At 71.1% G+C, this 25,276-nt stretch carries 21 protein-coding genes; 13 read left to right on the top strand and 8 right to left on the bottom strand.

Annotation, left to right across the window (positions count from 1 at the left end; all coding sequences use genetic code 11):
* Positions 1 to 6 precede the first annotated feature (6 nt).
* A complete protein-coding gene (locus tag KIS93_RS21190) occupies positions 7 to 3,945 on the bottom strand; it encodes a metallophosphoesterase (RefSeq protein WP_080046019.1) in 3,939 nt (1,312 codons plus the stop codon).
* A 133-nt stretch (positions 3,946 to 4,078) separates the two neighbouring features.
* Positions 4,079 to 5,086: a LacI family DNA-binding transcriptional regulator gene (locus KIS93_RS21195; protein ID WP_080046018.1), complete on the bottom strand. Its 1,008-nt coding sequence runs from the start codon at positions 5,084 to 5,086 to the stop codon at positions 4,079 to 4,081.
* 258 nt (positions 5,087 to 5,344) lie between these two features.
* Between KIS93_RS21195 and KIS93_RS21200 the strand changes: the two genes are divergently transcribed.
* Genes KIS93_RS21200 through KIS93_RS21220 form a run of 5 tightly spaced genes read left to right on the top strand, consistent with a single transcriptional unit; the run spans position 5,345 to position 10,298 of the window.
* On the top strand, positions 5,345 to 6,571 hold the full coding sequence (locus KIS93_RS21200; RefSeq protein ID WP_080046017.1) for a sugar ABC transporter substrate-binding protein: 1,227 nt from the start codon (positions 5,345 to 5,347) through the stop codon (positions 6,569 to 6,571).
* 12 nt (positions 6,572 to 6,583) lie between these two features.
* Positions 6,584 to 7,522 (top strand): carbohydrate ABC transporter permease, encoded by a 939-nt coding sequence (locus KIS93_RS21205; RefSeq protein ID WP_080046016.1) that lies wholly within the window; start codon positions 6,584 to 6,586, stop codon positions 7,520 to 7,522.
* Positions 7,519 to 8,370, top strand: a complete 852-nt coding sequence (locus KIS93_RS21210; protein WP_080046015.1) for a carbohydrate ABC transporter permease — start codon at positions 7,519 to 7,521, stop codon at positions 8,368 to 8,370. Before KIS93_RS21205 ends, KIS93_RS21210 begins: the two co-directional genes overlap by 4 nt.
* A gap of 9 nt (positions 8,371 to 8,379) precedes the next feature.
* A complete protein-coding gene (locus KIS93_RS21215; protein WP_080046014.1) occupies positions 8,380 to 9,159 on the top strand; it encodes a ThuA domain-containing protein in 780 nt (259 codons plus the stop codon).
* Complete coding sequence (locus KIS93_RS21220; RefSeq protein ID WP_186404721.1) at positions 9,156 to 10,298, top strand: Gfo/Idh/MocA family protein; 1,143 nt, start codon at positions 9,156 to 9,158, stop codon at positions 10,296 to 10,298. Before KIS93_RS21215 ends, KIS93_RS21220 begins: the two co-directional genes overlap by 4 nt.
* 402 nt (positions 10,299 to 10,700) lie before the next feature.
* Here KIS93_RS21220 and KIS93_RS21225 read toward each other — a convergent pair whose 3' ends face one another.
* The gene (locus tag KIS93_RS21225) at positions 10,701 to 12,083 is read right to left on the bottom strand and encodes a S28 family serine protease (protein WP_080046013.1); all 1,383 of its coding nucleotides are present in this window, start codon (positions 12,081 to 12,083) and stop codon (positions 10,701 to 10,703) included.
* A 386-nt stretch (positions 12,084 to 12,469) separates the two neighbouring features.
* Positions 12,470 to 13,048, bottom strand: a complete 579-nt coding sequence (locus tag KIS93_RS21230) for a TetR/AcrR family transcriptional regulator (RefSeq protein WP_080046012.1) — start codon at positions 13,046 to 13,048, stop codon at positions 12,470 to 12,472.
* 91 nt (positions 13,049 to 13,139) lie between these two features.
* Between KIS93_RS21230 and KIS93_RS21235 the strand changes: the two genes are divergently transcribed.
* The gene (locus KIS93_RS21235; RefSeq protein WP_080046011.1) at positions 13,140 to 13,520 is read left to right on the top strand and encodes a DUF4267 domain-containing protein; all 381 of its coding nucleotides are present in this window, start codon (positions 13,140 to 13,142) and stop codon (positions 13,518 to 13,520) included.
* A 662-nt stretch (positions 13,521 to 14,182) separates the two neighbouring features.
* On the opposite strand, the gene KIS93_RS21240 is transcribed toward KIS93_RS21235, so the two are convergent.
* Positions 14,183 to 16,477, bottom strand: a complete 2,295-nt coding sequence (locus tag KIS93_RS21240) for a DUF2264 domain-containing protein (RefSeq protein ID WP_155129330.1) — start codon at positions 16,475 to 16,477, stop codon at positions 14,183 to 14,185.
* 175 nt (positions 16,478 to 16,652) lie between these two features.
* Between KIS93_RS21240 and KIS93_RS21245 the strand changes: the two genes are divergently transcribed.
* Both KIS93_RS21245 and KIS93_RS21250 read left to right on the top strand, forming a co-directional pair.
* Positions 16,653 to 17,732 carry a LacI family DNA-binding transcriptional regulator gene (locus KIS93_RS21245; RefSeq protein WP_080046010.1) on the top strand — a complete coding sequence of 360 codons (1,080 nt, stop codon included), beginning with the start codon at positions 16,653 to 16,655 and terminating at the stop codon, positions 17,730 to 17,732.
* 69 nt (positions 17,733 to 17,801) lie between these two features.
* The gene (locus tag KIS93_RS21250) at positions 17,802 to 18,116 is read left to right on the top strand and encodes a DMT family transporter (protein WP_080046009.1); all 315 of its coding nucleotides are present in this window, start codon (positions 17,802 to 17,804) and stop codon (positions 18,114 to 18,116) included.
* A 17-nt stretch (positions 18,117 to 18,133) separates the two neighbouring features.
* Here KIS93_RS21250 and KIS93_RS21255 read toward each other — a convergent pair whose 3' ends face one another.
* Positions 18,134 to 18,772: a TetR/AcrR family transcriptional regulator gene (locus tag KIS93_RS21255; protein WP_080046008.1), complete on the bottom strand. Its 639-nt coding sequence runs from the start codon at positions 18,770 to 18,772 to the stop codon at positions 18,134 to 18,136.
* 136 nt (positions 18,773 to 18,908) lie between these two features.
* On the opposite strand from KIS93_RS21255, the gene KIS93_RS21260 reads away from it, so the two are divergent.
* The 3 genes from KIS93_RS21260 (at position 18,909) to KIS93_RS21270 (ending at position 21,918) form a co-directional block, all read left to right on the top strand.
* Entirely contained in the window at positions 18,909 to 20,195 is a 1,287-nt protein-coding gene (locus KIS93_RS21260; protein WP_080046007.1) for an NAD(P)/FAD-dependent oxidoreductase, read from the top strand.
* Positions 20,196 to 20,484: 289 nt separating this feature from the next.
* Positions 20,485 to 21,696 (top strand): cytochrome P450, encoded by a 1,212-nt coding sequence (locus KIS93_RS21265; RefSeq protein WP_080046006.1) that lies wholly within the window; start codon positions 20,485 to 20,487, stop codon positions 21,694 to 21,696.
* A 27-nt stretch (positions 21,697 to 21,723) separates the two neighbouring features.
* Entirely contained in the window at positions 21,724 to 21,918 is a 195-nt protein-coding gene (locus KIS93_RS21270; RefSeq protein ID WP_080046005.1) for a ferredoxin, read from the top strand.
* Between the two features lie 92 nt (positions 21,919 to 22,010).
* Here the strand turns inward: KIS93_RS21270 and KIS93_RS21275 are convergent, their stop codons facing one another.
* Entirely contained in the window at positions 22,011 to 22,484 is a 474-nt protein-coding gene (locus KIS93_RS21275) for an RrF2 family transcriptional regulator (RefSeq protein WP_080047590.1), read from the bottom strand.
* 83 nt (positions 22,485 to 22,567) lie between these two features.
* On the opposite strand from KIS93_RS21275, the gene KIS93_RS21280 reads away from it, so the two are divergent.
* Positions 22,568 to 23,311: an SDR family oxidoreductase gene (locus KIS93_RS21280; protein ID WP_080046004.1), complete on the top strand. Its 744-nt coding sequence runs from the start codon at positions 22,568 to 22,570 to the stop codon at positions 23,309 to 23,311.
* A gap of 28 nt (positions 23,312 to 23,339) precedes the next feature.
* Positions 23,340 to 23,999, top strand: coding sequence for a cyclase family protein (locus KIS93_RS21285; RefSeq protein WP_080046003.1), 660 nt, complete (start codon positions 23,340 to 23,342; stop codon positions 23,997 to 23,999).
* A gap of 9 nt (positions 24,000 to 24,008) precedes the next feature.
* Here the strand turns inward: KIS93_RS21285 and KIS93_RS21290 are convergent, their stop codons facing one another.
* Positions 24,009 to 25,217 carry a low temperature requirement protein A gene (locus KIS93_RS21290; RefSeq protein ID WP_080046002.1) on the bottom strand — a complete coding sequence of 403 codons (1,209 nt, stop codon included), beginning with the start codon at positions 25,215 to 25,217 and terminating at the stop codon, positions 24,009 to 24,011.
* Positions 25,218 to 25,276 lie beyond the last annotated feature (59 nt).

The raw sequence follows: 25,276 nt of genomic DNA on the forward strand, positions 1-25,276 counted from the left end.
GTGGATCTAGCGGTTGAACCAGCGGTGCATGGGCGAGTCGGCGTCCCATCTGCCGGGGCGGCCGTGCTCGTCCTTGGTGACGAAGACGCTCGGCTCGGACGCGGTCACGCCGCCGCCGGCGGAGCGGGCGGTGACGAACCAGGCGTAGGCCGTGTCGTCCTTGAGCCGGTCCCACGTCACCGAGGCGACCTGGCCGGAGGCGACCCGGTCGCGCCCGATGACCCGGGTCGGCTTGTAAATGGCCAGCGAGTCGGTCTGCAGGCTCGTCGTACGGGAGGTGAGGTCGACCGGCAGCACCATGTTGTCCTCGATGCCGTTGTAGCGGCGCAGCGGGTCGTACTCGGTGGCGCCGAACTCGCCCAGCAGCGGCGAGAACGTGTCGACGCTCAGCTCGGAGCGCTTGACGTCGAACTGCAGCATGCGCAGGAAGCTCGCGCCGAACTGGAGCTGGTCCTGCGGGTTGTAGCCGCCGATCTCGGTCAGGCCGAGCCGGTCGGCCGAGACCGTGTAGAACTGGTAGTCCGCCAGCAGCTCCACGACGCCGTTGCCGACCTGGCCCACCTTCGGCTTGACGTTGGTGCCCACGCCGTGCTCGTGGCCGGCGAGGATGAGGAAGACGTTCGGGTTCTTCTCGACGACCGTCTTGTACAGCATCGAGCCGTCGGGGGCGGAGAAGCCGGCGCCGCGCCCGTCGGGGTTCGTGCTCGGCACGAGGTAGTCGTGCGAGAGCAGGATGCCGTTGCGGTTCGGGTACTTCTTGAAGATCGAGTCGGCCCATTCGGCTTCGTCGCGCGTCACCCCGTACGACAGGCCGACGACCACGAAGTCCAGCCCGCCCGCGGAGAACAGGTCGTAGTGGTTCTGGTTGTCGCCCTCCTTCCACGGGCCGCCGTACTCGGCGTGCTGCCAGCCCTGCGCGGCGGTCCGGTAGCGGGAGGGGCCGTAGTACTGGTTGTAGATCGCGCCGGGGCCGTCCTCGGTGCCCGACTGGTTGTCGTGGTTGCCGGCGATCACGCCGTTCGGGATGCCGGCGTCGTCCAGCACGCGCTGCTGCTTGGAGGAGACCTCGAACTCGCCGACGACCTGCCGCTGCGTGGCCTCGTCGGCGGGCTTGCGGATGTTGTTCTCCACGATGTCGCCAGTGTGGGCGACGTACGAGATCTTCCGCTGGTCCTTGTTGTCCTTGATCCAGTTGACGATGCCGGCGTAGGCGGACTCCCACACCGCGCGCTCCTCGGCCGTCTCCTGCTCCACCGCGCCTTCCGAGATGTACTGGGTGTCGGTGAAGTGCACGATCGAGAAGTCGTACGTGGCGGGGTCGGCGAAGCCGTTGGGGTCGCCCGGCTCGATGTCGTCGGCGAACGGGTCCTCGGCCGTCACCATGACGTGCACCTTCTGCCGGTCGATGTAGGCCGGGTCCACCACGGCCGTCAGCGCGGTCTTCCCCGCGGGGGCGCCGCGGGAGCTGGTCAGCAGGTCCCACGCCTTGGCCTTGGTGTTCCACACGCGCAGCGAGGCGAGCCGCTCGGGGTCGATCGAGCCCTCCCAGCGCAGCACCGGGTCGTCCGCGTGCCCCTTCACCTGGACGTCGAAGCGCTGGTAGACGAGGTCCTGGCCGCTCGGCGCGTCGAGCGTCTGCCCGTCGGCCGGTTCGAGCCCGCGTGCCCTGACCTTCTTCTCGCCGGGCACCTGGAGCGTGGTGGGCAGCGTCGTGGCCGTGCCCTGGTACACCTCGTTCGGGGTGAGGATCTCGGCCTGCGAGAACGTCGCGGTGACCGGGCCGCTGTCCGGCTCGGCCACCTTGGCCGACAGCGTGGCGGGGTCGGAGACGTCCACGGCGCCCAGCGCGGGGCTCAGCTCGGACGGCACGTCCGGGATGCCGGCCGACTCGAACACGATCTCGCGCGTCGCGGCGTTGCCGAGCCCGTCGGAGCCGGACACCGACAGCGTGTGCCGGCCCGCCTTCAGGCCCGGCCCGACCTGGGCGCCGAGCGCGACGGGCTGCCCGTCGAGCTTGACCTCGGGGCCGGTGACCACGCCGGAGGCGTCCTCCAGCCGGACGTCCAGCACGACCGTGGCCCTGATCTTCTCGCCCGCCGCCGGGACGCTCCTGGTCACCTTCGGCGCGGAGTTGTCGGTGATCAGCGTACGGGTGGCGCGCTCGCCGCCGCTCGACTCGGCGGCCAGCGTGTGCTTGCCGTCCTTGATCGCCGTGGTGTCGAGGTCGGCGCGCAGGCCGCCCGCCGGGGCGGCCACCAGGAACTCCAGGTCGATCTCGGTGAGCGGGTTGACCGAGTCGCCGCAGTTGCCGTCGCCCATGCTGTACGAGCTCTTCAGCATCTGCCCGGTGGCCGTGCCCTGCGCCGGCGTCAGGGCGATGTTGGAGATGGCGTAGTCGTCGCGGTTGTTGCCGCAGGACGTCGGGTAAGTGCCGGCCACGAAGTCGATCGTGTTCCAGCCGGGCACCAGGTACTCGTTCGGGATCGTCAGGTCGACGCGCTTGCTGACGAAGTCGCCGTCCACGATGACCTTCTGGCCGTTGACGAGCAGGTAGCTCTGGTAGCGGGCCTCGATCGAGTTGCTGCCGACGTTGAAGCTGAGCTTCGCCTCGCCCGAGCCGAGCGTCTCGACGAGGTGCACGGCCGGGGCGTCGATCGTGTAGCGCAGCTCGACCTCGCGCTTGGCCGCGGTGTCGGAGCCGCAGGTGCCGTCGCCCATCGCGTACGACGCCTCGACGCCCTGCCCGGTCACCGTGGCGCCGTCGAGCGTCAGGGCCAGGTTGGACAGGGTGAAGTCGTCGCGGTCGGTGCCGCACGCCTCCTTGTAGTCCCCGGTGACGACCTTGATCGTGTTGTCGCCGGGAATCAGGAAACGGGCCGGCACGGCGACGGTGGCGCGGCCGTTGACGTACGAGCCGCCGAGGTCGATGCGCTTGCCGTTGACGAGCAGGAAGTTGTTGTACTTGTCGTCCAGCGCGTCCGCGCCCACGTCGAAGGCGAGCATCGCGGCCCCGTTGCCGAGGGTGGCCTTCGTGACGGGCGCCGCGCCGTCCACGGTGAGCTTCCTGACGCCGCCCGCGCTGCCCGCCGGGACCGTCGCGAAGACCGCCTTGGTGCCCGCGACCAGCGTGCCGTCGGTGGGCAGCAGCCGCGGCGCCCCGGCGGGGGCGTTGTTGACGGTCACATTGTGCTTGACCGTGACGCCCGCCGCGGTTGTGGCGCTGAGCACGTGCGGGCCGTTGGACAGCTTGGTCGTGTCCACGTCCGCCGCGAGGCCGGTGGTGCCCTGCGGGTCGGACTGCGTGAAGAATGTGAGGGTGGCGCGCTTGAGCAGCGTCGTGTTCGTGCCGCAGCTCCCGTCGCCGAACGAGAGCGTGTACGGGTTGTCCTCGCCGTCGGCGATCTCGCCGAGCAGTTCGAGGCCCACGTCGGACAGCACGAAGTCGTCGTAGTTGGTGCCGCAGGACGACTGGATGGCGCCGACGACGATCTCGACGGTGTTCTCGCCCTTGACGAGGTGCTCGTTCGGGATGTCGAGGGTGGCCCGCTGGCTGACGTAGTTACCGATCTCGACCTTGTACGCGCCGTTGACCAGCACGTAGCTGTGGTACTGGGCTTCGGTGGAGTTGGAGCCGACGTCGAAGGCGAGCTTGGAGACGCCCACCGTACGGGTGGCGCCCTCGATCGCGGCGCCGTCCACGGCGAGCTTGGTGACGCTGTCGCCGGCCGTCGCCGGGACGGCGGCGACCTTGACCGTGCCTTCGAGGTAGGAGCCGTCGGCCGGGGTGAGGGCCGGCGGGGTCTGGGAGGTGGGGGGCGTGGGCGACGGGGTCGGCCGGCCGCGCTCCGGGTCGGCGTACGCGGCCGTCACGAGGGTGTTCACCAGGAGTGCGGTGAGCGCGACGGCCGTGGCCGGCCGTCCCCGTTGCCATAATCTGCGCTGCATCGGGAGAGGGGTCCCTTTCTCAAACGTTCCGGGGCCGGTCGGACGGCCCCCGGGCACCTTGGGGCGCTCGGGTGAACGTTGAGCATGGAGTGACTGAAGAGAATGGGAACTGTCTCCTCATTCTGGGCATTTGTCACAAAACGGGAACGGGCCCCACGGATTCCCCCGGCACCAGCGTGCACGGGATCAGCGTGTGCGGCGGCGCGTCGGGCACGCCTTCGATCTGGTCGATCAGCGCGTCCACGGCCAGCCTCGCCAGCTCGGCGGCGGGCGCGGCCATGACGGTCAGCTCGGGCTCGATCATCTCGCCCAGCTCCCGCGTGGTGGACGCCGAGATCACCGACACGTCGCCGGGGATGGCACGCCCGGCCGCCCGCAGCCCCTTGGCCAGCCCCGCCGAGGCGCCCTCGTTGACCAGGACGACGGCGGTGCACGCGGGGTGCTCCTCGCACAGCACGCGGGCGGCCTCCCGCCCCCCGGCTGACGTGCCGTCCACGGGGATGACCACGGGCGGCGTGCCGAGCGGCGCGATCGCGTCGCGGTAGGCCGACTCGACGCGCATGATCCGGCCCGGCTCCGCACCGCCCTTCGTGCGCTGCGTGACGAGCGCGATGCGCTCGTGCCCGTAGGAGCGCAGGTGGGCGACCGCCTCGCGGAGCGTGGTGGCGAAGTCGATGTCCACGTACGGCAGGTCGTCGTTCTCGGTGCGGCCGATCAGCGCGAACGGGATGCCGCTGGCCACCAGCCGCTCGACCCGGGAGTCACGGATCTGCACCTCCATGAGCAGCGCCCCGTCGACCAGCCCGCCCGCGAGCAGGTGCGACATCTGCTCGTCGTCGTTGACCGGCCACAGCACCAGGTCGTAGCCGCGCTCGCGGGCCCCGTGCGCGGCGCCCATGGCGAACTGGATCACGGTGGCGTTCGGCCGCGACTCCAGGTCGGGGTGGAGCAGGGCGAGGATGCGGGTGCGCGAGCTGGCCAGAGCGCGGGCCACGACGTTGCGCCGGTAGTTGAGCTCCTCGATGGCGGCCTCGATGCGGGCCCTGGTCTCGGGCGCGACCCGCTTGGTGCCGTTGAGCACGAAGGAGACCGTGGCGATGGAGACGTTCGCCCGGGCGGCGACGTCGCGCATCGTGACCATGGCTGCCCGCTCTCTTTGCCGGGAGACTTTCCTGAGTGAGCACCGAGCACTGCGACTATATATCCCGGCGGCCTTCGGCAAAACGCTTAACTTGTGGTTGACATCACAGACAGATCAGCGCAACATACACAACAAGCGAACGCCGGTTAAGCGCTTTGATCGATCAGCGCGGGCCGGCCCCCTCCCTCCATCTCCCCTGCTCTCCACCCCTCCACGGCCGATTTCCGCGACCCGCTCCAACGGGACAGGAGTCATCACATGGAGACAGCACAGAAGCGCCAGGGAAAGGCGCCCAAAGTGGCTGTCGCGGCGGCGCTGCTCGCCCCCCTCACGCTCACCGCGTGCACCGGGGCGGCCGCCTCCGGCACGGAATCCCCGAACACACTGACCATTCAGGACTATTACGACGAGACCCAGGACCCGATCTACCACTCGTGCGCGCGGAGCGTGGGCGTCTCCCTCGAGATCAGCCACGTCGCGGGCCCCGGGCTGATCCCCAAGGTGCTCCAGCAGAGCTCCTCCCGCACCCTGCCGGACGTGCTCATGCTCGACAACCCCGACGTGCAGCAGATCGCCAAGTCGGGCGCGCTCTCCCCGCTGTCCGACCACGGCCTCACCGGCGAGGGCATGGTGCCCGCCGTGGTGCAGGCCGGCACGTACGCGGGCAAACTGTACGGGCTCGCCCCCGGCGTGAACACGCTGAGCATCTTCTACAACAAGGACCTGTTCGACCAGGCCGGCATCACCACCCCGCCCGCCACCTGGGACGAACTGCGCGCGGTCGCCCGCCGGCTGACCGGCCAGGGCCGTTACGGCTTCGCCATGAGCACGATCAACACGTACGAGGGCACCTGGCAGTTCCTGCCGTTCATGTGGGGCAACGGCGGCACCGAGCGGGACATCACGACGCCCCAGACCGTGCAGGCGCTGCGCTTCCTCGTCGATCTGCAGAACGACGGGTCGATGTCCAGGAGCTCGATCATCTGGAGCCAGGACGACGTGATCGACCAGTTCGTCGCGGGCAAGGCGGCGATGGTCGTCAACGGGCCCTGGCAGCTGCCCGCGCTCAAGAAGCAGCGGGAGGTGCGCTGGGGCGCGTTCACGATCCCCAAGCGGGACCCGTCGCAGACCACGGTCGCGCCGCTCGGCGGCGAGGTCTTCACGGTGCCACGCACCGGGAACCACGCCAAGATGGCCAAGGCCGGGCAGTTCGTGAAATGTCTCGTATCGCCGGAGAAGCAGCTCGAAACGGCCAGGATCAAGCAGAACGTGCCGTCCAACCCCGACGTCGCCGAGCAGGCCGGCAAGGAGAACCCCGCGCTCGCCCCGTTCGTCACGACCGTCAGGACCGCGCGCTCCCGCACCGCGCTGCTCGGCCCCGACTGGCCCAAAGCGGCCACCAAGATCTACAACGCCGTGCAGATCGCCCTCACGGGCAAGGCCGCTCCCGCCGAGGCCCTGCGCCAGGCGCAAGGCGAGCAGTAAAGGAGCACCGCGATGACCTCAGCCCACCTGAGCCTGACCGTCGCGGCCGGCGAGCGCCGCACGATCCTGTGGACGCGGCTGCTGCGGCGCGCCACGCCCTGGCTGTTCTCCCTGCCCGCCGTCGTGTTCGTGGCGATGTTCTTCGGCTACCCGATCGTCCAGAACGTCGTCATGAGCTTCCAGGAGTACACCACCTCGACGTTCTACAGCGGTGCGGCGCCCTGGGTCGGCCTGGCGAACTACGCCACCATCCTGTCCAGCTACCTGTTCACCACCACGCTGGTCAACACCGCGCTGTTCACCGTCGGGTCCATCACCTTCCAGTTCGTCATCGGGCTCGCGCTGGCGCTGTTCTTCAAGCGCGCCTTCCCGCTCAGCGGGTTCCTGCGCTCGATGTTGCTGCTGCCGTGGCTGATCCCGCTCATCGCCTCCAGCGCCGTCTGGAAATGGCTGCTCGACCAGGAGAGCGGCGCGCTCAACCAGTTCCTCGGCCTGTTCGGCGTGCCCGCCGTGCCCTGGCTCGTCGACCCGACGCTCGCGCTGGCCGGCGTCATCGGCGTCAACATCTGGCTGGGCATCCCGTTCAACGTCGCCATCCTCTACAGCGGGCTGCAGGCCGTGCCCAAGGAGCTGTACGAGGCGGGCTCGCTCGACGGCGCCACCGGGTGGAAGGCGTTCCGCCACATCACCTGGCCCAACCTGCGGCCCGTGGTCAGCGTCGTCATCGTGCTCGGCGTCGTCTACACGCTCAAGGTCGTCGACATCATCCTCGGGCTGACCGGCGGCGGGCCCGCCAACTCCACCCAGACGCTGGCGACGAACGCGTACAACAAGTCGTTCGTCGAGTTCAACTTCGGGGAGGGGGCGGCGATCAGCAACGTCCTCATCGTCGTCTCGCTCGTCTTCGCCCTCGTCTACCTGTACCTGTCGCGCCGGGAGCCGTCCGAATGAACCTCACCGTCCGCCCGGGCGCGGGAGGCGCCCGCGCCGGCCTCGACCCGCGGCGGCTGCCGATGACCGCGCTGGGCGTGCTCTTCCTGGCCGTGATGTTGTTCCCCGTCTACTGGATGGTCAACAGCAGCCTGCAGTCCAGCTCCGGCGCCACCACCAGGGACTGGCTCCCGCTCGACGCCACCCTGTCGGGCTACGCGAAGGCCATCTCCGAGCAGGGACAGAACTTCGTCACGAGCCTGCTCATCGCCCTCGGCACCGTCGTGCTCACCCTGGTCGTCGCCACCCCCGCCGCCTACGGCCTGTCCCGCTTCCGCTCGCGCGGCGCGAGCACGTTCGTGCTGGTGCTGCTGATCACGCAGATGATCCCGGCCATGGTCATCGCGAACGCGCTCTACCCGCTGTTCAACCAGCTCTACCTGATCAACAACGTCTTCGGCCTCATCCTCGCCAACACCGCCGCCGGCATCCCGTTCGCGGTGCTGCTCATGCGGGCGTTCATGGGCTCCATCCCCCGGGCGCTCGTCGAGGCCGCCATGGTGGACGGGGCCGGGCAGCTGCGGGCGTTCCTCTCGATCGTCGTACCGATCAGCAAGAACGCGATCGTCACCGCCGCCCTGTTCACGTTCCTGTCCGCCTGGAGCGACTTCCTGTTCGCCCTCACCCTGACCAGCACGCCGGAAGTGCGGCCCATCACCCTCGGCATCTACGACTACATCAGCGCGAACACCCAGGACTGGGACACGGTGATGGCCACGGCGGTGCTCGCCTCCATCCCCGCCGCCCTGCTCCTGATCTTCGCGCAGCGTTACATCGCGGCAGGCGCCGTCGCCGGCGCCGTCAAATAAGGAGAACTCATGACGATCCGGGTCCTGGTGTGGGGCGAGAACCGCCACGAGCAGGCCGAGCCCGAAGTGGCCAAGATCTACCCCGACGGCATGCACAACGCCATCCGGCGCGGCATCGAGGAGCGGCTCGGCGAGCGGGCGACCGTACGGACCGCCACCCTTGACGACCCCGAGCACGGCCTGACCGAAGACGTGCTCGCCGCCACCGACGTGCTGACATGGTGGGGGCACGCCGCCCACGGCGAGGTGGCCGACGAGGTGGTGGAGCGCGTGCACCGGCACGTCCTGTCCGGCATGGGGCTGCTGGTGCTGCACTCCGGCCACTGGTCGAAGATCTTCACCAAGCTGATGGGCACCACCTGCACCCTGCGCTGGCGCAGCCAGAACGACCGCGAGCTCATCTGGACCGTCAACCCCACCCACCCCATCGCGCGCGGCATCCCGCACCCCATCGAGATCCCCGCCCAGGAGATGTACGGGGAGCAGTTCGACATCCCGACACCCGACGAGCTCATCTTCATCAGCTCCTTCACCGGGGGCGAGGTGTTCCGCAGCGGGTGCACGTTCCGCCGCGGCAACGGCAAGATCTTCTACTTCAGCCCCGGCGACCAGGACTACCCCGTCTACCACCACCCCGACGTGCTGCAGGTCCTCGCCAACGGGGTCGAATGGGCGGCCGGCGACCCCGCGCGGCGCGAGCTGCCGACCCTGCTGCGGTACGAGATGGGGGACTTCTTCAACGGGCACGGCTATCGGGGCGCCATGCACAACAAGGAGAGCGGCCAGTGAGTGCACGTCCGCTCCGCGTCGTCCAGGTGGGGGCCGGGGCGATGGGGCTGGCGTGGCTGCGCACTTTGGCCGCCTCCTCGGACGTCGAGCTGGTCGGCGTGGCCGACCTCGACGTGGCGCGCGCGGAGGCGGCCGTCCGCTCGCTCGACAGCCCGGACGGCGGTTCTGGCGGTTCTGGCGGCTCGCTTGGCTCGGGCGGCCCGCGTCATGAGTCCGTCATGGTGGCCGGCTCGCTCGGTGAGCTGCTCGCGTCCGTCGAGCCCGACGCGGTCGTGAACGTCACCGTCCCCGCGGCCCACAGCCCGGTGAACATCGAGGCGCTCTTCGCCGGCGTGCCCGTCCTGTGCGAGAAACCCGCCGCCCCGACCCTGGCCGAAGCACTCGTCCAGGCCGCCGCGTCGGAAGCCGCCGACCGGCTACTGATGATCAGCCAGTCGCGCCGCTACTTCGCCGCCCTGTCCACCTTCCGCGAACGCATCGCCGAGCTCGGCACCCCCGGCCTGCTCACCACGAGCTTCTTCCGCGCCCCCCACTTCGGCGGCTTCCGCGACGAGATGCCGCAACCCCTGCTGGTCGACATGGCCATCCACGCCTTCGACGCCAGCCGCTACCTCCTGCGCGCCGAGCCGGTCTCCGTCGTGTGCGAGAGCTGGAACCCGCCCTGGAGCTGGTACCAGGGGGACGCGTCCGCCACCGCCACCTTCCTGTTCTCCGACGGCACCCGGTACGTGTTCACGGGGAGCTGGTGCGCGGAGGGCCGGGACACGTCCTGGAACGGCGAATGGCGCGCCGTCGCCGCCGGCGGCACCGCCACCTGGGACGGCGAGCGCCATGTCACCTCCAGCGCTCGCGACCAGCCCGAGGACGTGGCTCCGGCCGCCCACGAGCAGATCGCCGGGGCACTCGCCGAGTTCGTGCACGCCCTACGAACCGGCTCCCAGCCCGACGGCACCATCCACGGCAACCTCCGCAGCCTGGCCATGGTCGAGGCGGCCGTCCGCTCAGCCGAGACAGGGGAAAGGGTGCAGATCGGGGCCTTGCTGGAGCGGGCGTACGAGGAGGCGCTGCTGTTGCCGGTGCGGGAGGAGGTCCGGGAACGGCTGAAGGCTTGGGGCGCGGCGGCCACCGTCCTGTCCTGACCTCAGGGACGGGACACCGTCGCGCGGCGCGGGCCACAGCCTCGGTCTTCCCGGCCGTGACCCGCGCCCCCGAAGCGGGACCCGCACCGCGGCAGCGGTGACCCGCAGGCGCGGCAGGGCGCGACGTTCGCACGGGCAAGTGCCCCGGAACGTCATCGCCCCGCTCGCCCACCTCCCTCCCTCTCCCCTGCTCTCCGCGCCGTTTCCGCCGGCGCCGCCCGCGTGGCGTCCAACGAACGCGCGCCGCGTACGACGTCAGCAGGCGAGACGGTGAGTCGCGCGAGACGTGAGTCGCGCGAGACGTGAGTCGCGCGAGACGTGAGTCGCGCGAGAGGTGAGTCGCGCGAGACGGTGCTGCAAGCGAGGCGGTCAGCGGGTGTGACGGTGAGTCGGGCGAGACGGTCAGCGGGTGTGACGGTCGGGAAGCATCGGATCGTCCGGAAGTGGCGCCGCCTCCGGGAGCCGCTGCTGCCCCATGGACACGTCCGCCCATCGGAGCAGCGTGGCCGTCGCCTCCGCCCGTTCCGCCTCGGGCAGCAGCGCGATGGACGCCCCGTGGTTCGCGCCCGGCGCGACGTACAGGTAGGAGTCACGCCTGCTCGGGGTGAACCGCTCGGCACTCCACGGATCGTTCTCGCCGTAGATGAACATCATGCGCTCCGAGCGCGTACGCACCCAGTGGTCCACGTCCAGCATCGGCCACGGATCGTGCCGGGACCGCAGCTCGGCGGGCAGAACGGAGTTGGGCTGGTACAGCCCTCGGTAGCGGGTCAGCCCGCGCAGGTGCCGGAAGGCGAGATCGGGCCAGCCGAGCTGGGTGGCCGCCTGGTAGTAGTACGGCGTGTAGTACTCCATGCCCTGATCGGTGTAGAAGGCGAAGGAGGCGACGTTGTCGATCCAGGCGTACAACTCCTCGTCAGTCGCCGTCACGGCCGGCACGGACGGGCAGTCGGCCACGCCGAGGTACTGCCAGAACGCCCACGCCGTGTCGAGCACCGTCATCTCGAACGACCGGTCGGCGCTGCCCAGCGTCCGCCCGAACGTGTACCCGTTGCGCGCCGCGTCCGCCTCCAGCAGCGCCACCATCCGCTCGCGCCGCTTCAACGCCTCCCGCTGCACGTTCTCCAGCGCCGCGCGGCAGGCCGGGGTACCGACCCTGTCGAAGAACCGGTCATAGGCGAGATCCTGCGGGTTGACCGGATCGTCGGGCGCAACATAGGCGACCACGCCATCCACGTCGTCCGGGTAGAAGCGGCGATGGTAGACCGAGGTCATCCCGCCCTTGCTCACCCCCGTCTGAATCCACTTCCCCGAGTAGATCGTCTTGAGCGCCTGAACGATGCGGTGCTCATCGGTGGCTTCCTGCCAGATCGTCAGGTCGTCCCAGTCGGCGGGCGACGGCCGGGAGGAGCGGAAGAAACGGTGCTCGACGGAGACCTGGTTGCCGTCGAGCAGCCTGGTCGGCTCGGCACGCGAGGCCGCCGGGTTCACCGGCAGCCCGTACCCGCTGGTAGCGAGCACGACGGGTGCCTGCTCCGAACGATGGAGCAGAGTGAGACGCTGCTGAAAGACGCCCCGTCCGGGATGCCGATGGTCAGCGGGCTGCGTATAGGACAGGACGAAGAACCGATAGCCGGCGGGCTGCGTCTCCGACACCACGGTCAGACCGGGAATGGCCTTGAGCCGTTCAAGCAGCTCGTCCTGAGCTGCGGCGGTGACCGGAAGAGCGGGCAGGAGGAGGGCCAGGGTCGCTGCCGCCAACGCGGCCAGAAACCGTAATCGCACGACATGCGCTCCTTCGAAGGAGAACCGGTTTCGCCCGAAGGTATATCGATCATGCCCTCCCGACCACCCCACCCCAGACGAAAGCGGCCCAGCAAAAGCCCAACCCAACGGCCATGACCATCACGGCCCCTCCCACCTCACCCCATCCGAGGCACGGCGGGACAACACGAACCCAAGCCCCCGCCCCTGCCCGTCACACCCCTCACCCGCCCGAGACAAAGCAGGACATCAGGACCGCAAGGCCGCAAAGGCACTCGTCACACCCTCTCTCGCTTCCTCACCCCACACCGAGACGAAGTAACGGACGACAGAAAGAAGCACAGAGCTAACAGGCGCGAGGGTGACATCCCGTCGGGTGGTGTGGATCGAGCTACGAGCGGCGCGGGTCACACCCCGATAAATCGGGACAGCAGGAGCGCAAGCCGACGCTCGTGACCATCATTCGGAAGCCTGCCCTGACGCATCAAGGTCGTCAGGCCATGCAACGCAGCCCAGAACGTCTCGGCCAGCGCCCCCAGCTCATCCTCGCTCTCCGCGTACGGCCGAACAGCAGCGGCCAGCTCGTTGAACGCCGCCCAGAGCGCAGGCGGCGCGTCGGGATCACCGAACGGCAGATCCACCTGGTGGTGGAACATCGCGTCGTAGAGCGCCGGCCGCCATCCGGCGAAGGCGGTATACGCCCGCGCAACGGCTTCCAGTGCCCCAGCCGCGTCGACCGCCTCCGTACGCGCAGCCCGCAACTCCTCAGCCATACTGGCGAACCCTTCGACCGCCACGGCGGTCATGATCGCCCCCTTGCCCTTGAAGTGGCTGTAGAGCACCGGCTGGCTGTACTCGACCCGCTCGGCAAGCCGCCGAGTCGTCACCGCCTCCCACCCCTCAGCCTCGGCCAGCTCCCTGGCCGCGGAAACGATCAGCTTCTCCCGCTCGGCCCGAACCCGCTCACGCCGCGTCTGCATCGTCATGCCTCCAAATCTAGCACCGCTAGAACTTCTATCACCGCTAGTGCTAGCATCGCTCCAATTCCTAGCACCGCTAGCATTTCAAGGAACGAACATGCTCACTTACCTTGCCTACGGCCTCGCCATCGCCCTCAACCTGATGATCCTTTTCATCGGCGCCCGCTTCTTGCTCACGCCCCACCCCGCCGCCGCCGGCTACGGCGTCCCCGCCAAGGAAAACGGCGACGCCGCCTACCTGACGATCAAGGGCCTGCGCGACTTCACGTTCGGAGTGATCGGCCTGTCCCTCCTGGCCTTCGCCGGCCCCACAGCCGAAGCCTGGTTCATGCTGGCCACCGCCCTGGCCCCGCTGGGAGACACGCTGATCGTCCTACGGCACGGAGGCACCAAGGCGGCCGCCTTCGGCATCCACTTCGCCACCGCCGTAGCCGTCCTGATCAGCGCCGCCCTCCTCTTCACCATCGGCCTCACCTGACAACCCCGCCTATGGGCGCCCGCATACCCGGGCTCGGACAGGCACCCGCTCAGGTAACCAGACGGTCAGGCAGGCGCATGACCACGCGACCAGGCAGACACACGGCGACACACTCGGGCGAGGCTCACGAGCTGGACCTAAATCGGGATCGGCCGCTCGTGCACACCGCCTGGGCACACCCCCGAGCGGTCATGCGGGCACGCGTCCGGACGAGCACACGGCGGCCGGACGGGATGGCCACACGAGTCGGACACGCACACAGCCGAGGACCCGGGCGCGGACACAGGCCAGGCGCCTACACACGGACAAGCGGCCGGGGGGCGAGCGGGCGCGCGGCCACATGGCCGAGTGGGCACAAGGGCTGGCGGACACGCGGCGAGCGTCTCAACGGGCGCACGGCAGCACGGCTGGGCAGGCGGCGTGGTGGGAACCCACACGTCCAGGCTGGCACGCGGCCGAGCAGGCACACGGCCACACGCAACACGGCCAACCAGGCACACAGCCACGCGCAACGCGACCAGGTGGGCGCACGGCTACGCCGCACCCCTCAGGGCGGCACCTGACCGAGCGGGATCCCGACCGTGGCACGCGGCTCAGCCGGCACGCCACCGAGTGGGCAGGTGGCCAGGCAAGGGGGCGATCCCCATCGCCGGGCGGACAGGTTACGGGTGGTGAGCGGCGGGATCTTCCCAGCGGGCGGTCGGTACGTCCGTGCCCATGTCGACCGTGACCGTCCCGCCTCCGGGAAGGGTGATGACGACCACGTCGCCGGGCTCGACGCGCGCCTCAGGGGCGGGCGGTTCCTGCCCCGTTCCCGCCAGCCACACGAGACTCGCGTAGAGGGCGGTCCCGCCTGGGTGGGACGTCGCGAGCGCGTACGGGGTGGCGGAGTGGCGGCCGAAGGCGTTGGTGTCCGTGGCGGTGACCAGGCCCGTGCTGGTGAAGCCGTGCAGGGCGCGGACGGCGCTGGTCAGGCCGCCGACCGAACGGCCGGCGCGCGCCAGGCTGTCTTCCTGCCGTAGACGGCTGAGCTCCGCGTCACCGCCGGACCGGCGATCGGTGGGCATCAGGTCACCCCCTGGCCGGCGATCGGCGGGCATCAGGTCATCCCCCGGTCGGCGATCGGCGAGCGCCAGGTGACCCTCCCGTCGGCGATCGGCGGCTGTCAGGTGATCCTCCGGCCGGCGATCGGTGGACGCTGGATCACTCTCCGGCCGATGATCGACGAGCTTCGGGTCGCCTTCCTGTCCCAGGCCGGCAGGCGTCGCATCACTTTCCCGTCCCAGACCTGCGGGCGCCAGATCATCCTCCGGCCGCCGACCGGTGAGCGCCATCTCGCCCTCCGGCCGCTCGTCGGCGGGTGCCGGGCCGCCCTCCCGCCCCAGACCGGCAAGCGACGGATCGTCCTCCGGTCGTCGGCGGGCGAGCGCCAGATCGCCCTCCTGCCACACGAAGAGGCCGGTTTCGGAGCCGGCGGCCACCGGGTGGCCGCCGTCGCGGACCTGGTGGCCGGTTGGGGCGGTGACGCGGTGGATGCGGATCTCGGACGCGCCGTCCACCACCGAGGCGGTGACGATGCGGACGGCGCCGTCCTGGTAGGCGGAGGCGGCGAAGCGGTCGGCGGTGGTGAGGGGTTCGATGAGGCGGCGCGACGAAGGGGTGCCGTCGGGGGCGAGGACGGTCACGTGGTTGTCGACGCCCGCCGCCTGCTCCCCCACCTCCGGCCCCGTGTGGCTGGTGTAGGCGAGCTTGACGTAGTGGGGGTCGGGGATGCCGTCGGGGGGTTGGACGCGGTCGCGGTCGGTGCCGTGGTTGACGAGGCGGACGATGCCGTCCGCGCTGGTGGTGTGCAGCAGCCAGCCGGGCGCGGGGATGGTGAGGGTCTGGTCGGCGAGTTCGACGGGGGCGGGTTCCTCGGGGGCGGTCCAGGCGGGGTGGTCGGGTGGGAGCAGGAGGCCGAGGAACGCCTTGCTGGCCCAGTACGGTGACGCGGGCCCCGAGTAGGACTGGGTGACGGGGAGGAACTCGTGGTACCAGCCGAGGGTGAGGAGGCCGCGCTCGTCCGGGGCGCCGTGGTCGGCGAAGTGGCGCAGGACGCGGTCGGCGATGCGGCGGGTGCGGCCGGGCGGGAGGGGGGAGGCGCCGGTGAGGGCGCCGAGCCAGAGGGGCGCGACCGTGGCGAACCGGTAGGTGAGGGAGCGGCCCTGGTGCACGGGTGCGCCGTCGGCGGCGAAGAAGTGCTGGTACTGCTCCAGGAAGCGGCGCAGCCGCCCGGCGTAGAGGTCCTGTCTGGCGGTGTCGCCGCTCATCCTGGCCCACAGCGACGGGTAGAGGTGCAGGGCCCAGCCGCAGTAGTAGTCGTAGTTGCGGCCTTTGCCGTCGGTGTACCAGCCGTCGCCGGCGTACCACTCCTCGATGCGTTCGAGGCCGCCGGTGATCTCGGAGGGCTCGTGCGGCCCGCCGACTCCGGCGAGGAACTGCTCGACGATCACCCGGAAGAGCACCCAGTTGTTGTCGGGCGTGCGCTTGCCGATGAACCCGGCCAGCCAGTCCACCACCCGCTCCTGCTGCCGGGGCGAGAGCCGGTCGTAGAGCCACGGCCGAGTCTCGTGCAGGGCGAGCGCGATGGAGGCCGCCTCGACGAGTTGCTGCGCCATGTCGCTCAGGGCGGGCCACGCGTACGGGTGCGCCGGGTCGGTGCCGGAGACGAGGCCCTCCGCGTACCGTTCCAGCAGCGCGGGCGGCACGTCGCCACCCGCGCCGGCGATCCTGAAGGCGGCGAGCAGGAACGTGCGCGCGTACCCTTCGAGGCCGTCGCTCACCGTCCCCGACCTGCTGGTCCGGCCGGGCAGGCGGTACTGGGCATGGCCGTCGGTGGCGTAGGGCAGCACGGAGGCCAGCAGGTGGTCCGCGGCTGCCTCCCACCGAAGTCGGGGGTGCTCTCCGGGAATCGGCATAAAGCGGATACTAGGCCACTGTGCCCGGAATATGGAGGTATAGGACGGGTTCCACTAGTAAGCGTTTTACCCGACCGTTACGGCAAACCCGCCACGAGGGGGATTTGACACCGCGGCGGCCGGGCGGAAACATCGCGTGTAAGCGGTTTACCCGTATGTTTCACCAGGAGGTGGCATGGTCCGGCGGGCGGCGTCCGAGGGCGAGGAGCGGCGGCCGACGACGATCCGCGACGTGGCGGCGCACGCGGGCGTGTCCGTGGCGACCGTCTCCCGCATCCTGTCCGGCTCCTATCCCAGCGCCCCCGCCACCCGCAGCAAGGTCATGAAGGCGGTCCGCGAGCTCGACTACGTGGCCAACGCCAACGCCCGCAACCTCGCCGGGGCCAGCAGCCGCAGCGTCGCCATCATCGTCAACTCCGTCGTCTCGCCGCACTACGCGCACGTCGCTCAGGGCGTACAGACGCAGGCCGCGCTGGAAGGCAAGCTGTGCATCGTCGGCACCACCGGCGGCGACCCCGAGCGCGAGCTGGCGACCGTCCAGCTCATGCGGCAGGAGCACGCCGAATGCGTGATCCTCGTCGGCAACGTCGTCAACAACGACGCCTACCGCGAGCGGATGGCCGACTACGCGCGCGCGCTCGCGGCGGCCGGCTCGCAGCTCGTCCTGTGCGGACGGCCCACGCTGGGCCCCGACGTGCCCGCCCTCGTCGTCGAGTACGACAACACCGGCGGCGCCTACGCCATCACCAGCCACCTGCTGTCGGCCGGGCACCGGCGCATCCTGTTCCTGGGCCGGCGCGAGGGTTACACCACCTCCGACAGCCGCATCACCGGCTACCGCAACGCGCTCGCCGACCACCGCGTCCCCCAAGACCCCGGCCTTGAGGTCGACGGCACGATGGAGCGCAGCGAGGGCTACCGCATGATCCGCGAACGGCTCGCGGCCGGCCCGCCCGACTTCACCGCCGTCTTCGCCGGCAACGACCTCATCGCCGCCGGCGCCCGCCAGGCCCTGCGCGAGCACGGGCTGCGGGTGCCCGACGACATCTCGATGGTCGGGTTCGACGATCTGCCGCCGTCGGCCGACATCGACCTCACCACCGTCCACGTACCGCATGAGGAGCTGGGGCGCACCGCCGTGCGCCTGGCGCTCGAACGCCGCCAGGACCGGTCGCGGCCGGCCCAGCACGTGCTGCTCGGCACGCACATCATCGTCCGTGACTCGGTGCGGCCGCTCCGGGCCGACGTGAGCTGAGGACTCGCCCTTACCGCCCGTGATAGCGTCGATACAGGACGAAACCCCCGCGAAGGCAGGGGGTGCGTCGTGGCGTGGATCGTGCTGGTCGTCTCCGGGGTGCTGGAGTCGGTCTGGGCCGCCGCCCTGTCCGCCTCGCACGGTCTGTCGCGCCTGCGCCCCAGCCTGCTGTTCGGTGCGGCGCTGGCGGCGAGCATGCTCGGGCTGGGGTACGCCCTGCGGACGATCCCCGTCGGCACGGGTTACGCGGTGTGGGTGGGCATCGGGGCGGTCGGCACGGCGCTGTACGGCATGGTCTTCCTCCAGGAGCCGGCCACGGCCGCGCGGCTCGTCTGCCTGGCGCTGATCATCGGCGGGGTCGTGGGCCTGAAGTTCGTGCACTAGAAGCCCCTCACCGGCGCTCAGGAGGGTGGGCGGGCCTCGATGCGGAAGAGCGAGTGGAACAGCGGCCAGGTCAGCGCGGCCATCTCCCCCGGCGAGCGGGCGCAGCCGCCCTGCAGCCATTCGGCGGCCACCCCGATGAGCGCTCCCGCCGTGAACGACGCGGGCACGTCGAGCGGCAGGCTGAGCAGCGGCCTGGCCTGCTCGGGCACGTCGGCGCCGGCCACGGCCTCCTCCAGGCGCTCGCGGATGGCGGCCGTGCTGCGCTGCCGGATGTGGTCGGCCACGCGGGCGCTGCCCTGCGGACCGAGGAGCGCACGGTAGAGCCCGGCGTGCTCGGCGAGGCTGGCGAAGAACGACTCCAGTGACGCGGTGGCCTCCACCTCGGGGTCGGCGGAGTCGAAGTCGCCGGGCAGCGACTCGATCAGCCGGTCGATCATCGCGGTGCAGGCGGCTTCGGCCAGCTCGTGCACGTCGCGGTAGTGGTCGTAGAAGGTGGAGCGGCTCACGCCGGCGTGCTCGGCGACGTCGGCGACGGTGACGCGGGACAGGTCCTGCTCCTCGACGAGGTCGAGCAGCGCCCGCGCCAGGGCCGCCTGGGTGCGGCGCACGCGCCGGTCGCCCGCGGAGGTGGTGGTGCTTGCTCTGGTCGTGGCCACATGTTCACCCTACCGTCTAACGACACGTGAAGGTTTTCCTACAGATGTAGGGTAATCTGTGGGCGACACGAGGGAAAGGACGACGAGCCATGCGGGTTACTGCGGGTAGAGCCACCTCTCACCGGAGCGGGGCGGCGTGACCCCGCCCAGGAGCGTCCTGATCGTCGGCGCGTCGGCCGCCGGTCTGAGCACGGCCGAGGCGTTGCGGCGTCAGGGTCATCAGGGGCGGCTCACGTTGCTCGACGCCGAGCCGCACCTCCCCTACGACCGGCCGCCGCTGTCGAAGCAGGTCCTGGCCGGTGACTGGGAGCCGGGCCGCGCCCAGCTCCGTTCGCAGGCGCAGCTCGACGCGCTGGACGCGGAGTTCGTCCGCGGCGAGGCCGCCGTCGCGTTCGACGCCGGGGCGCGCGAGGTGCGCACGGCCACCGGACGGGTGCTGCGTGCCGACGCCGTCGTCATCGCGACCGGCCTGACCCCGCACCGGCTGCCCGGACAGCAGGGGCAGGCGGGTATGCGGGAGCCGGCAGGTATGCAGGGGCCCGCGGGTATGCGGGAACCGGCGGGTATGCAGGGGCCGGCGGGTATGCGGGGGCCGGGGCAGCAGGGGCTTGCGGGGGTGCACGAGCTGCGCGGCCTGGACGACGCGCTCACCCTGCGCGCGCACCTGACCGCCGCCCGGCGGCTGGTGGTCGTGGGCGAGGGCGTGCTCGGCGGCGAGCTGGCCGCGACGGCCCGCAAGCTCGGCCTCGACGTCACGCTCGTCGGCCTCGGCCAGGCGATCCTCGCCGACCAGCTCGGCGGCCGGGTCAGCGGGCTGCTCACCCGCGCGCACGCCGAGCGCGGGGTCGAGCTGCGGCTCGGCGTCGCGGTCGAGGAGCTGACGTCGGCGGGCGGGCGCGTCACCGGGGTACGGCTGGCGACGGGCGAGGTGCTGCCCGCCGACGCGGTCGTGGTGGCCATCGGCTCCCGCCCGGCGACCGGCTGGCTGGCGGGCAGCGGGCTCTCGCTGGGCGACGGCGTGGAGTGCGACGCGCGCTGCCGCGCCGCCGAAGGCGTCTACGCCGTCGGGGACGTGGCGTCGTGGCAGCACGAAGGGCTCGGCCGGCGGCTGCGGCTGGAGAACCGCACCAACGCCACCGAGCAGGCCCAGGTGGTGGCGGCCAACATCCTCGGCGCCGACCGCCCGTACACGCCGATCCCGTACTTCTGGACCGACCAGTACGACATCAAGATCCAGGCCCACGGGCTGCCGTCGGCGACCGCCGAGGTGAGCATCGTGGAGGGCGATCCCGAGCAGGGCCGCTTCGCCGCCGTCTACCGCGAGGATGGCCGGGTCACCGGGGTGCTCGGCTGGAACATGCCGAAGCAGGCGCGCGTGCTGCGGCAGCAGCACCTCGCCACCCAGCCCGTCGCGACCGCGTAAGAGAGCGGCACGAGCACATGACAGCCCGTCGCGAGCGCGTAAGAGCGCGGCACGAGCGCATGACAGCCCGTCGCGACCGCGCAAGAGCCTGGTGCCAGCACATGACAGCCCGGCGCGACCGCGCAAGAGCCTGGTGCCAGCGCATGACAGCCCGGCGCGAGCGCGTGAGAGGGCAACTCGACCGCGCGAATGCCCAGCGCGGCCTCAAGAGAGGCCGCCCCCAGCGATCCAGGCATGACACGGGCCGCCACCGGGCGGCCGGAAGATCCGCGTACGAGGAGAGTGCCTCATGAGTGTGAACGAGCAGGTCCTGAGCTATCCGATCCCCGCAGAAGCGCCGCTGGAGCCGCCCGCCGAGTGGGCGGAGCTGCGCGGCGGGTGCCCGGTGGCGCACGTGAAGCTGCCCAGCGGCGACGCGGCGCGGCTGATCACCCGCTACGAGGACGTCAAGCAGGTGCTGGCCGACCCGCGCTTCACCCGCCAGCTCACCGCCCCCGACGCGGCCCGGCTATCGGCCGACGGCGGCGGGGTGTTCAACAGCGACGTGGCCCAGATCATCCCCGACAGCGGCGACGGGCACCTGCACTGGCGGCGCCTGGTGGGCAAGTGGTTCACGGCCAAGCGGATGGCCGCGATGCGGCCGCGGATGGCGGAGATCGCCGACAGCCTCATCGACGACCTGGTCGAGCGGGGCGCGCCAGGCGACCTGCGGGCGGGGCTGGGCTTCCCGCTGCCGGTGTACGTGATCTGCGACATGCTGGGCGTGCCGGCCGAGGACCGGGAGCGGTTCTCGTACTGGTCGGACACGCTGCTGAACCTGACCCGGTACGGCAAGGAGGAGATCGAGGCCGCGCAGGCCGAGTTCTTCCAGTACATGTCCGACCTCATCGCCGCCAAGCGGGCCGAGCCGGGCGACGACCTGCTCAGCGAGCTGCTGGCGGCGGGCGGGCCCGACGAGGGCGGGCTGGAGGACCTGCAGATCATCGTCACGGGCATGGCCCTGCTGGTCGCGGGGCACGAGACGACCGCCAACATGATCGGCAAGATGGTCTCGATGCTGCTGGCCGACCGGGCCCGCTGGGAGGCGTTGCTGGCCGACCCGTCGCTGGTGCGCACGGCCGTCGAGGAGACGCTGCGCCTGGACGCGAACTCCGGCTTCGGCCTGCCCCGCTACCTGCCGGTGGAGGCGGAGATCGGCGGCGAGACCCTGCCCAAGGGCACGACGGTGATCTGCAGCATGGCCGCGGCCAACCGCGACGAGAGCGCGTTCGAGGACGCGGCGTCCATGGACCTGACCCGCAGCCCGAACCCGCACCTGGCCTTCGGCGCCGGCGCGCACTCGTGCCTGGGCCAGTCGCTGGCGCGCACCGAGCTGCAGGTCGTGCTGGAGGTGCTGCTGCGCAGGCTCCCGACGCTGGAGCTGGCCGTGCCGGTGGCGGAGCTGGAGCGGGTGGAGGGCCTGGCGGTCGGCGGCCTGCGTACGGTGCCGGTCCGCTGGTGACATCGTTCGACGAGGAGGGAACCCAAGATGAAGATCACCGTGGATGAGGACAAGTGCTGCGGCGCCGGGTCGTGCGTGCTGATCGCGCCCGAGGTGTTCGACCAGCGGGAGGACGACGGCATCGTGATCCTGCTGGACGCGGAGCCGGGCGCGGGCCAGCACGCGGCGGTGCGTGAAGCCGCCGCGGTGTGCCCGGGCGCCGCCATCGAGGTGAGCGAGTAACCGGCCGCCGATGAACTCGGGGCGCACGTGCGTAGCAGGCACGTGCGCCCTTCTCATGCCCGGAACGCGTGCCCGGAACGCGTGCCCGGGACTCATGCCCGGGATGTCAGCCGGGACCGGGTGCGCTCCGGCGCGTACGCGGGCAGCTCGGCGAGGATGTCGGCGAGCGAGACGCCGGCGAGGCTGGCCCGCCACGCCCGGTGCGCGTCGGCCATCTTCTCCGCCAGCACGCAGATGCTCCGGCAGTCTTCGGGCGGCAGCGCGCCGCGCCCCTGCCGGCGGATCTCGCGGCACTCGTACGGCATGGACGCGCCGTCGACCGCCTCGACGATCTGCAGCATCGTGATCTCGGAGGCCGCCCGCGCCAGCCGGAAGCCGCCCCTCGGCCCGGTCGTCGCCGCCAGGATCCCGGCCTTGACCAGTGCCTGGAGCTGCTTGGCGAGGTAGGGAGCGGGCAGGTCGTAGTAGTCGGCGAGCTGGGCCGCGGACGCCGTCGCGCCCGGCTCGAGCTGGGCCAGGGACGTCGCGCAGTGCAACAACCATTCGGTACTCACAGGCAGCTTCACGATCATCAGCATATCGTGGATATTGCGGATCTGTTTAGTCCGAGATACGGTCAGGGCATTACGAGATCGAGAAGGAGATCATCATGCGGATCGCCGTCGCCGGCGCGACCGGCAACATCGGAGCACTGACCACCGCCGCCCTCGAACGGGACGGCCATGACGTGGTGCGCATCAGCCGCTCACTCGGCGTCGACCTCGTGAGCGGCGAGGGGCTGGACGCGGCGCTGGCCGGCGTGGACGCGGTGGTGGACGCGGTCAACGGCCCGGCGGGCTCGCGCGAGGAGGCGGTGAGCTACTTCGCCGCCGCCACCCGCAACCTGCTGGCCGCCGAGGAGCGGGCCGGCGTGCGCCACCACGTGCTGCTGTCGATCGTGGGCGTGCACCGGATCGAGGGCAACGCCCACTACGCGGCCAAGCGCGAGCAGGAGCGCCTGGTGGAGGCCGGGCGGGTGCCGTGGACGATCGTGCCCGCCACGCAGTTCCACGACTTCGCGGAGATGGTGGCGGGCTGGACGGAGCAGGACGGCGTGTCCACGATCGCGCCGCTGCTCATCCAGCCGATCGCGCCCGCCGACGTGGCCGAGGTGCTGGCCGAGGTCGCGGTCGGCGAGCCCCAGGGCCGCCACGCCGACGTGGCGGGGCCGGAGACGCAGGACCTGGTCGACATGGCCCGCCGCACGCACCAGGCGCGCGGGCGCGAGGTGAAGCTGGTGCCGGTGTGGTCGGGGCTGTTCGGCACGGAGATGGCCGGCGACGTGCTGCTGCCCGGCAAGGACGCCCGCATCACGCCGACCACCTTCGAGGAGTGGCTCGGGCAGCAGCGGTAACGTGGCCCCGGAGCATTGGAGGCCCGAGATGACCGAAGTGGTCGACCTGTCGCACGCCGTCGAGCACGGCATGATCACCTACCCGGGGCTGCCCGGGCCCGAGATCGCCGACCATCTGTCCAGGGAGGCGTCGCGCGGCACGTACGGGCCCGGCACGGAGTTCCAGATCGGCCGGATCAGCATGGTCGCCAACACCGGCACCTACCTCGACGCGCCCTTCCACCGCTACCCCGACGGCGCCGACCTGAGCGAGCTGCCGCTGTCGAGGCTGGTGGGCCTCGAAGGGGTGCTCGTGTCCGCGGGCGAGCCCCGCGCGATCGGGCGGGAGGCGTTCGACAAGCACGAGGTGCGCGGCAGGGCGGTGCTGGTCCACACGGGCTGGGACCGGCACTGGCGCACGGAGCTGTACGGCGGCGGGTCCCACCCGTTCCTGACCGCCGACGCCGTCGAGTGGCTGGTGGAGCAGGGGGCCGCGCTCGTGGGCATCGACTCGGTGAACATCGACGACACGGCCGACCCGTCCCGCCCCGCGCACACGAAGCTGCTGGCCGCCGGCATCCCGGTGGTGGAGCACCTGACCGGGCTGGAGCGGCTGGCGGGGCGGTCGTTCGCCTTCCACGCCGCGCCGCCCGCCGTGCGCGGCATGGGCACCTTCACGGTACGGGCGTACGCCGTGCTGAACGACTGACCAGGGGGGCTACTGCCGGAGCTCCTGGCGTTGCTGGGCGTACTGCCTGGTCTCGAAGGCGATCAGGGCCGCGAGCACGAGCACCAGGCCGGCCAGCGCGGCCAGCGGCGGCACCGCGATCACGCCCGGCAGCGCCACCAGCAGCACCGCCACCGTGACGAGCCGCGGCACCTTCACGGTGGCGTGCATGCGGTTGCCGAACAGCACGTGCCCGCCCAGGTAGAGTGCGGCCCCGCCGAAGAGCGCCGGCGCGTAGAAGCCGCCGAGCGGCGTGCTCTCGTCGGCGTGGGCCAGCACGCCCTCGACGCCGAGGGCGGTGACGATGATGCCGACGACGATCGGGAAGTGCCCGTAGGTGTAGGCCTCCACGACCATCTTCACCCGGTCGGCGCCGGTGGTGCGGACGAGCCGGTGCTCGGCCGCCAGGGCGACCGTGTCGAAGTAGAGCCACCACAGGCAGACGGCGACGCCGATGCCGAGCACGGCCGCCGCCAGCAGCGGGACGCTCAGGGCGTGCCCGCCGGCGCCGACGCCGATGGCCGCGATCGACTCGCCGATCGCCAGCAGCACGAACAGGCCGTGCCGCTCGCTCCAGTGCGCCGCGCTGTGCACCCGCCAGTTGCCGCGCCGCGAGGTGACGAACGTACCGGCCCAGTCGACCAGCAGCGCCCCCGCGAACAGCGCCGTCTGCGCCCACCCGCCCAGCAGCGCCCCCACCACCAGGAACGGCGCGCCCGCCAGCAGGGACGCCCACGAGAGCAGGAGCTGGCGGCGCAGCCCCGTGTCACCCGCCGCCGCGATGCCGTAGAGGGTGAGGTGGACGACCCGCACGAGCAGGTACGCGCAGACCAGCACGAGCGGCCCGAACAACCCGCCGGGCACGTCGTGCCACGACTCGGGGATGGCCAGCGCCACCACGAACACCGCCGCCGTCGCGACCGCGGTGCCCCAGCGCAGCACGCCCTCGTCGGCGCGCGCCTGGTTGCCCAGCCACGTGTACGCCTCCCACGTCCACCACAGCAGCGCCAGTAGTAACAGGCCCTGGAGCAGGCCGTGCGCGCTGTGCTCGTGCGCCATGAACCCCGTCACGCGGGTGGCGGCGAAGACGAAGACCAGGTCGAAGAAGAGCTCGAACGTCGTCGCCTTGTGCTGCTCGCCCGTGGGGCGCGTTCCTCCGAGCAGCCTCGGGCGTCGCGGCAGCTCCCGCTGGTCGGCCATGGCCGGCACTCCTTCTGCAGATCCCTTACTCGCCGACCCGCAGGTTATAGGGAGCAACC

This window comes from [Actinomadura] parvosata subsp. kistnae (genome assembly GCF_900323885.1).
In the GTDB taxonomy this organism is placed as follows: Bacteria; Actinomycetota; Actinomycetes; order Streptosporangiales; family Streptosporangiaceae; genus Nonomuraea; species Nonomuraea composti.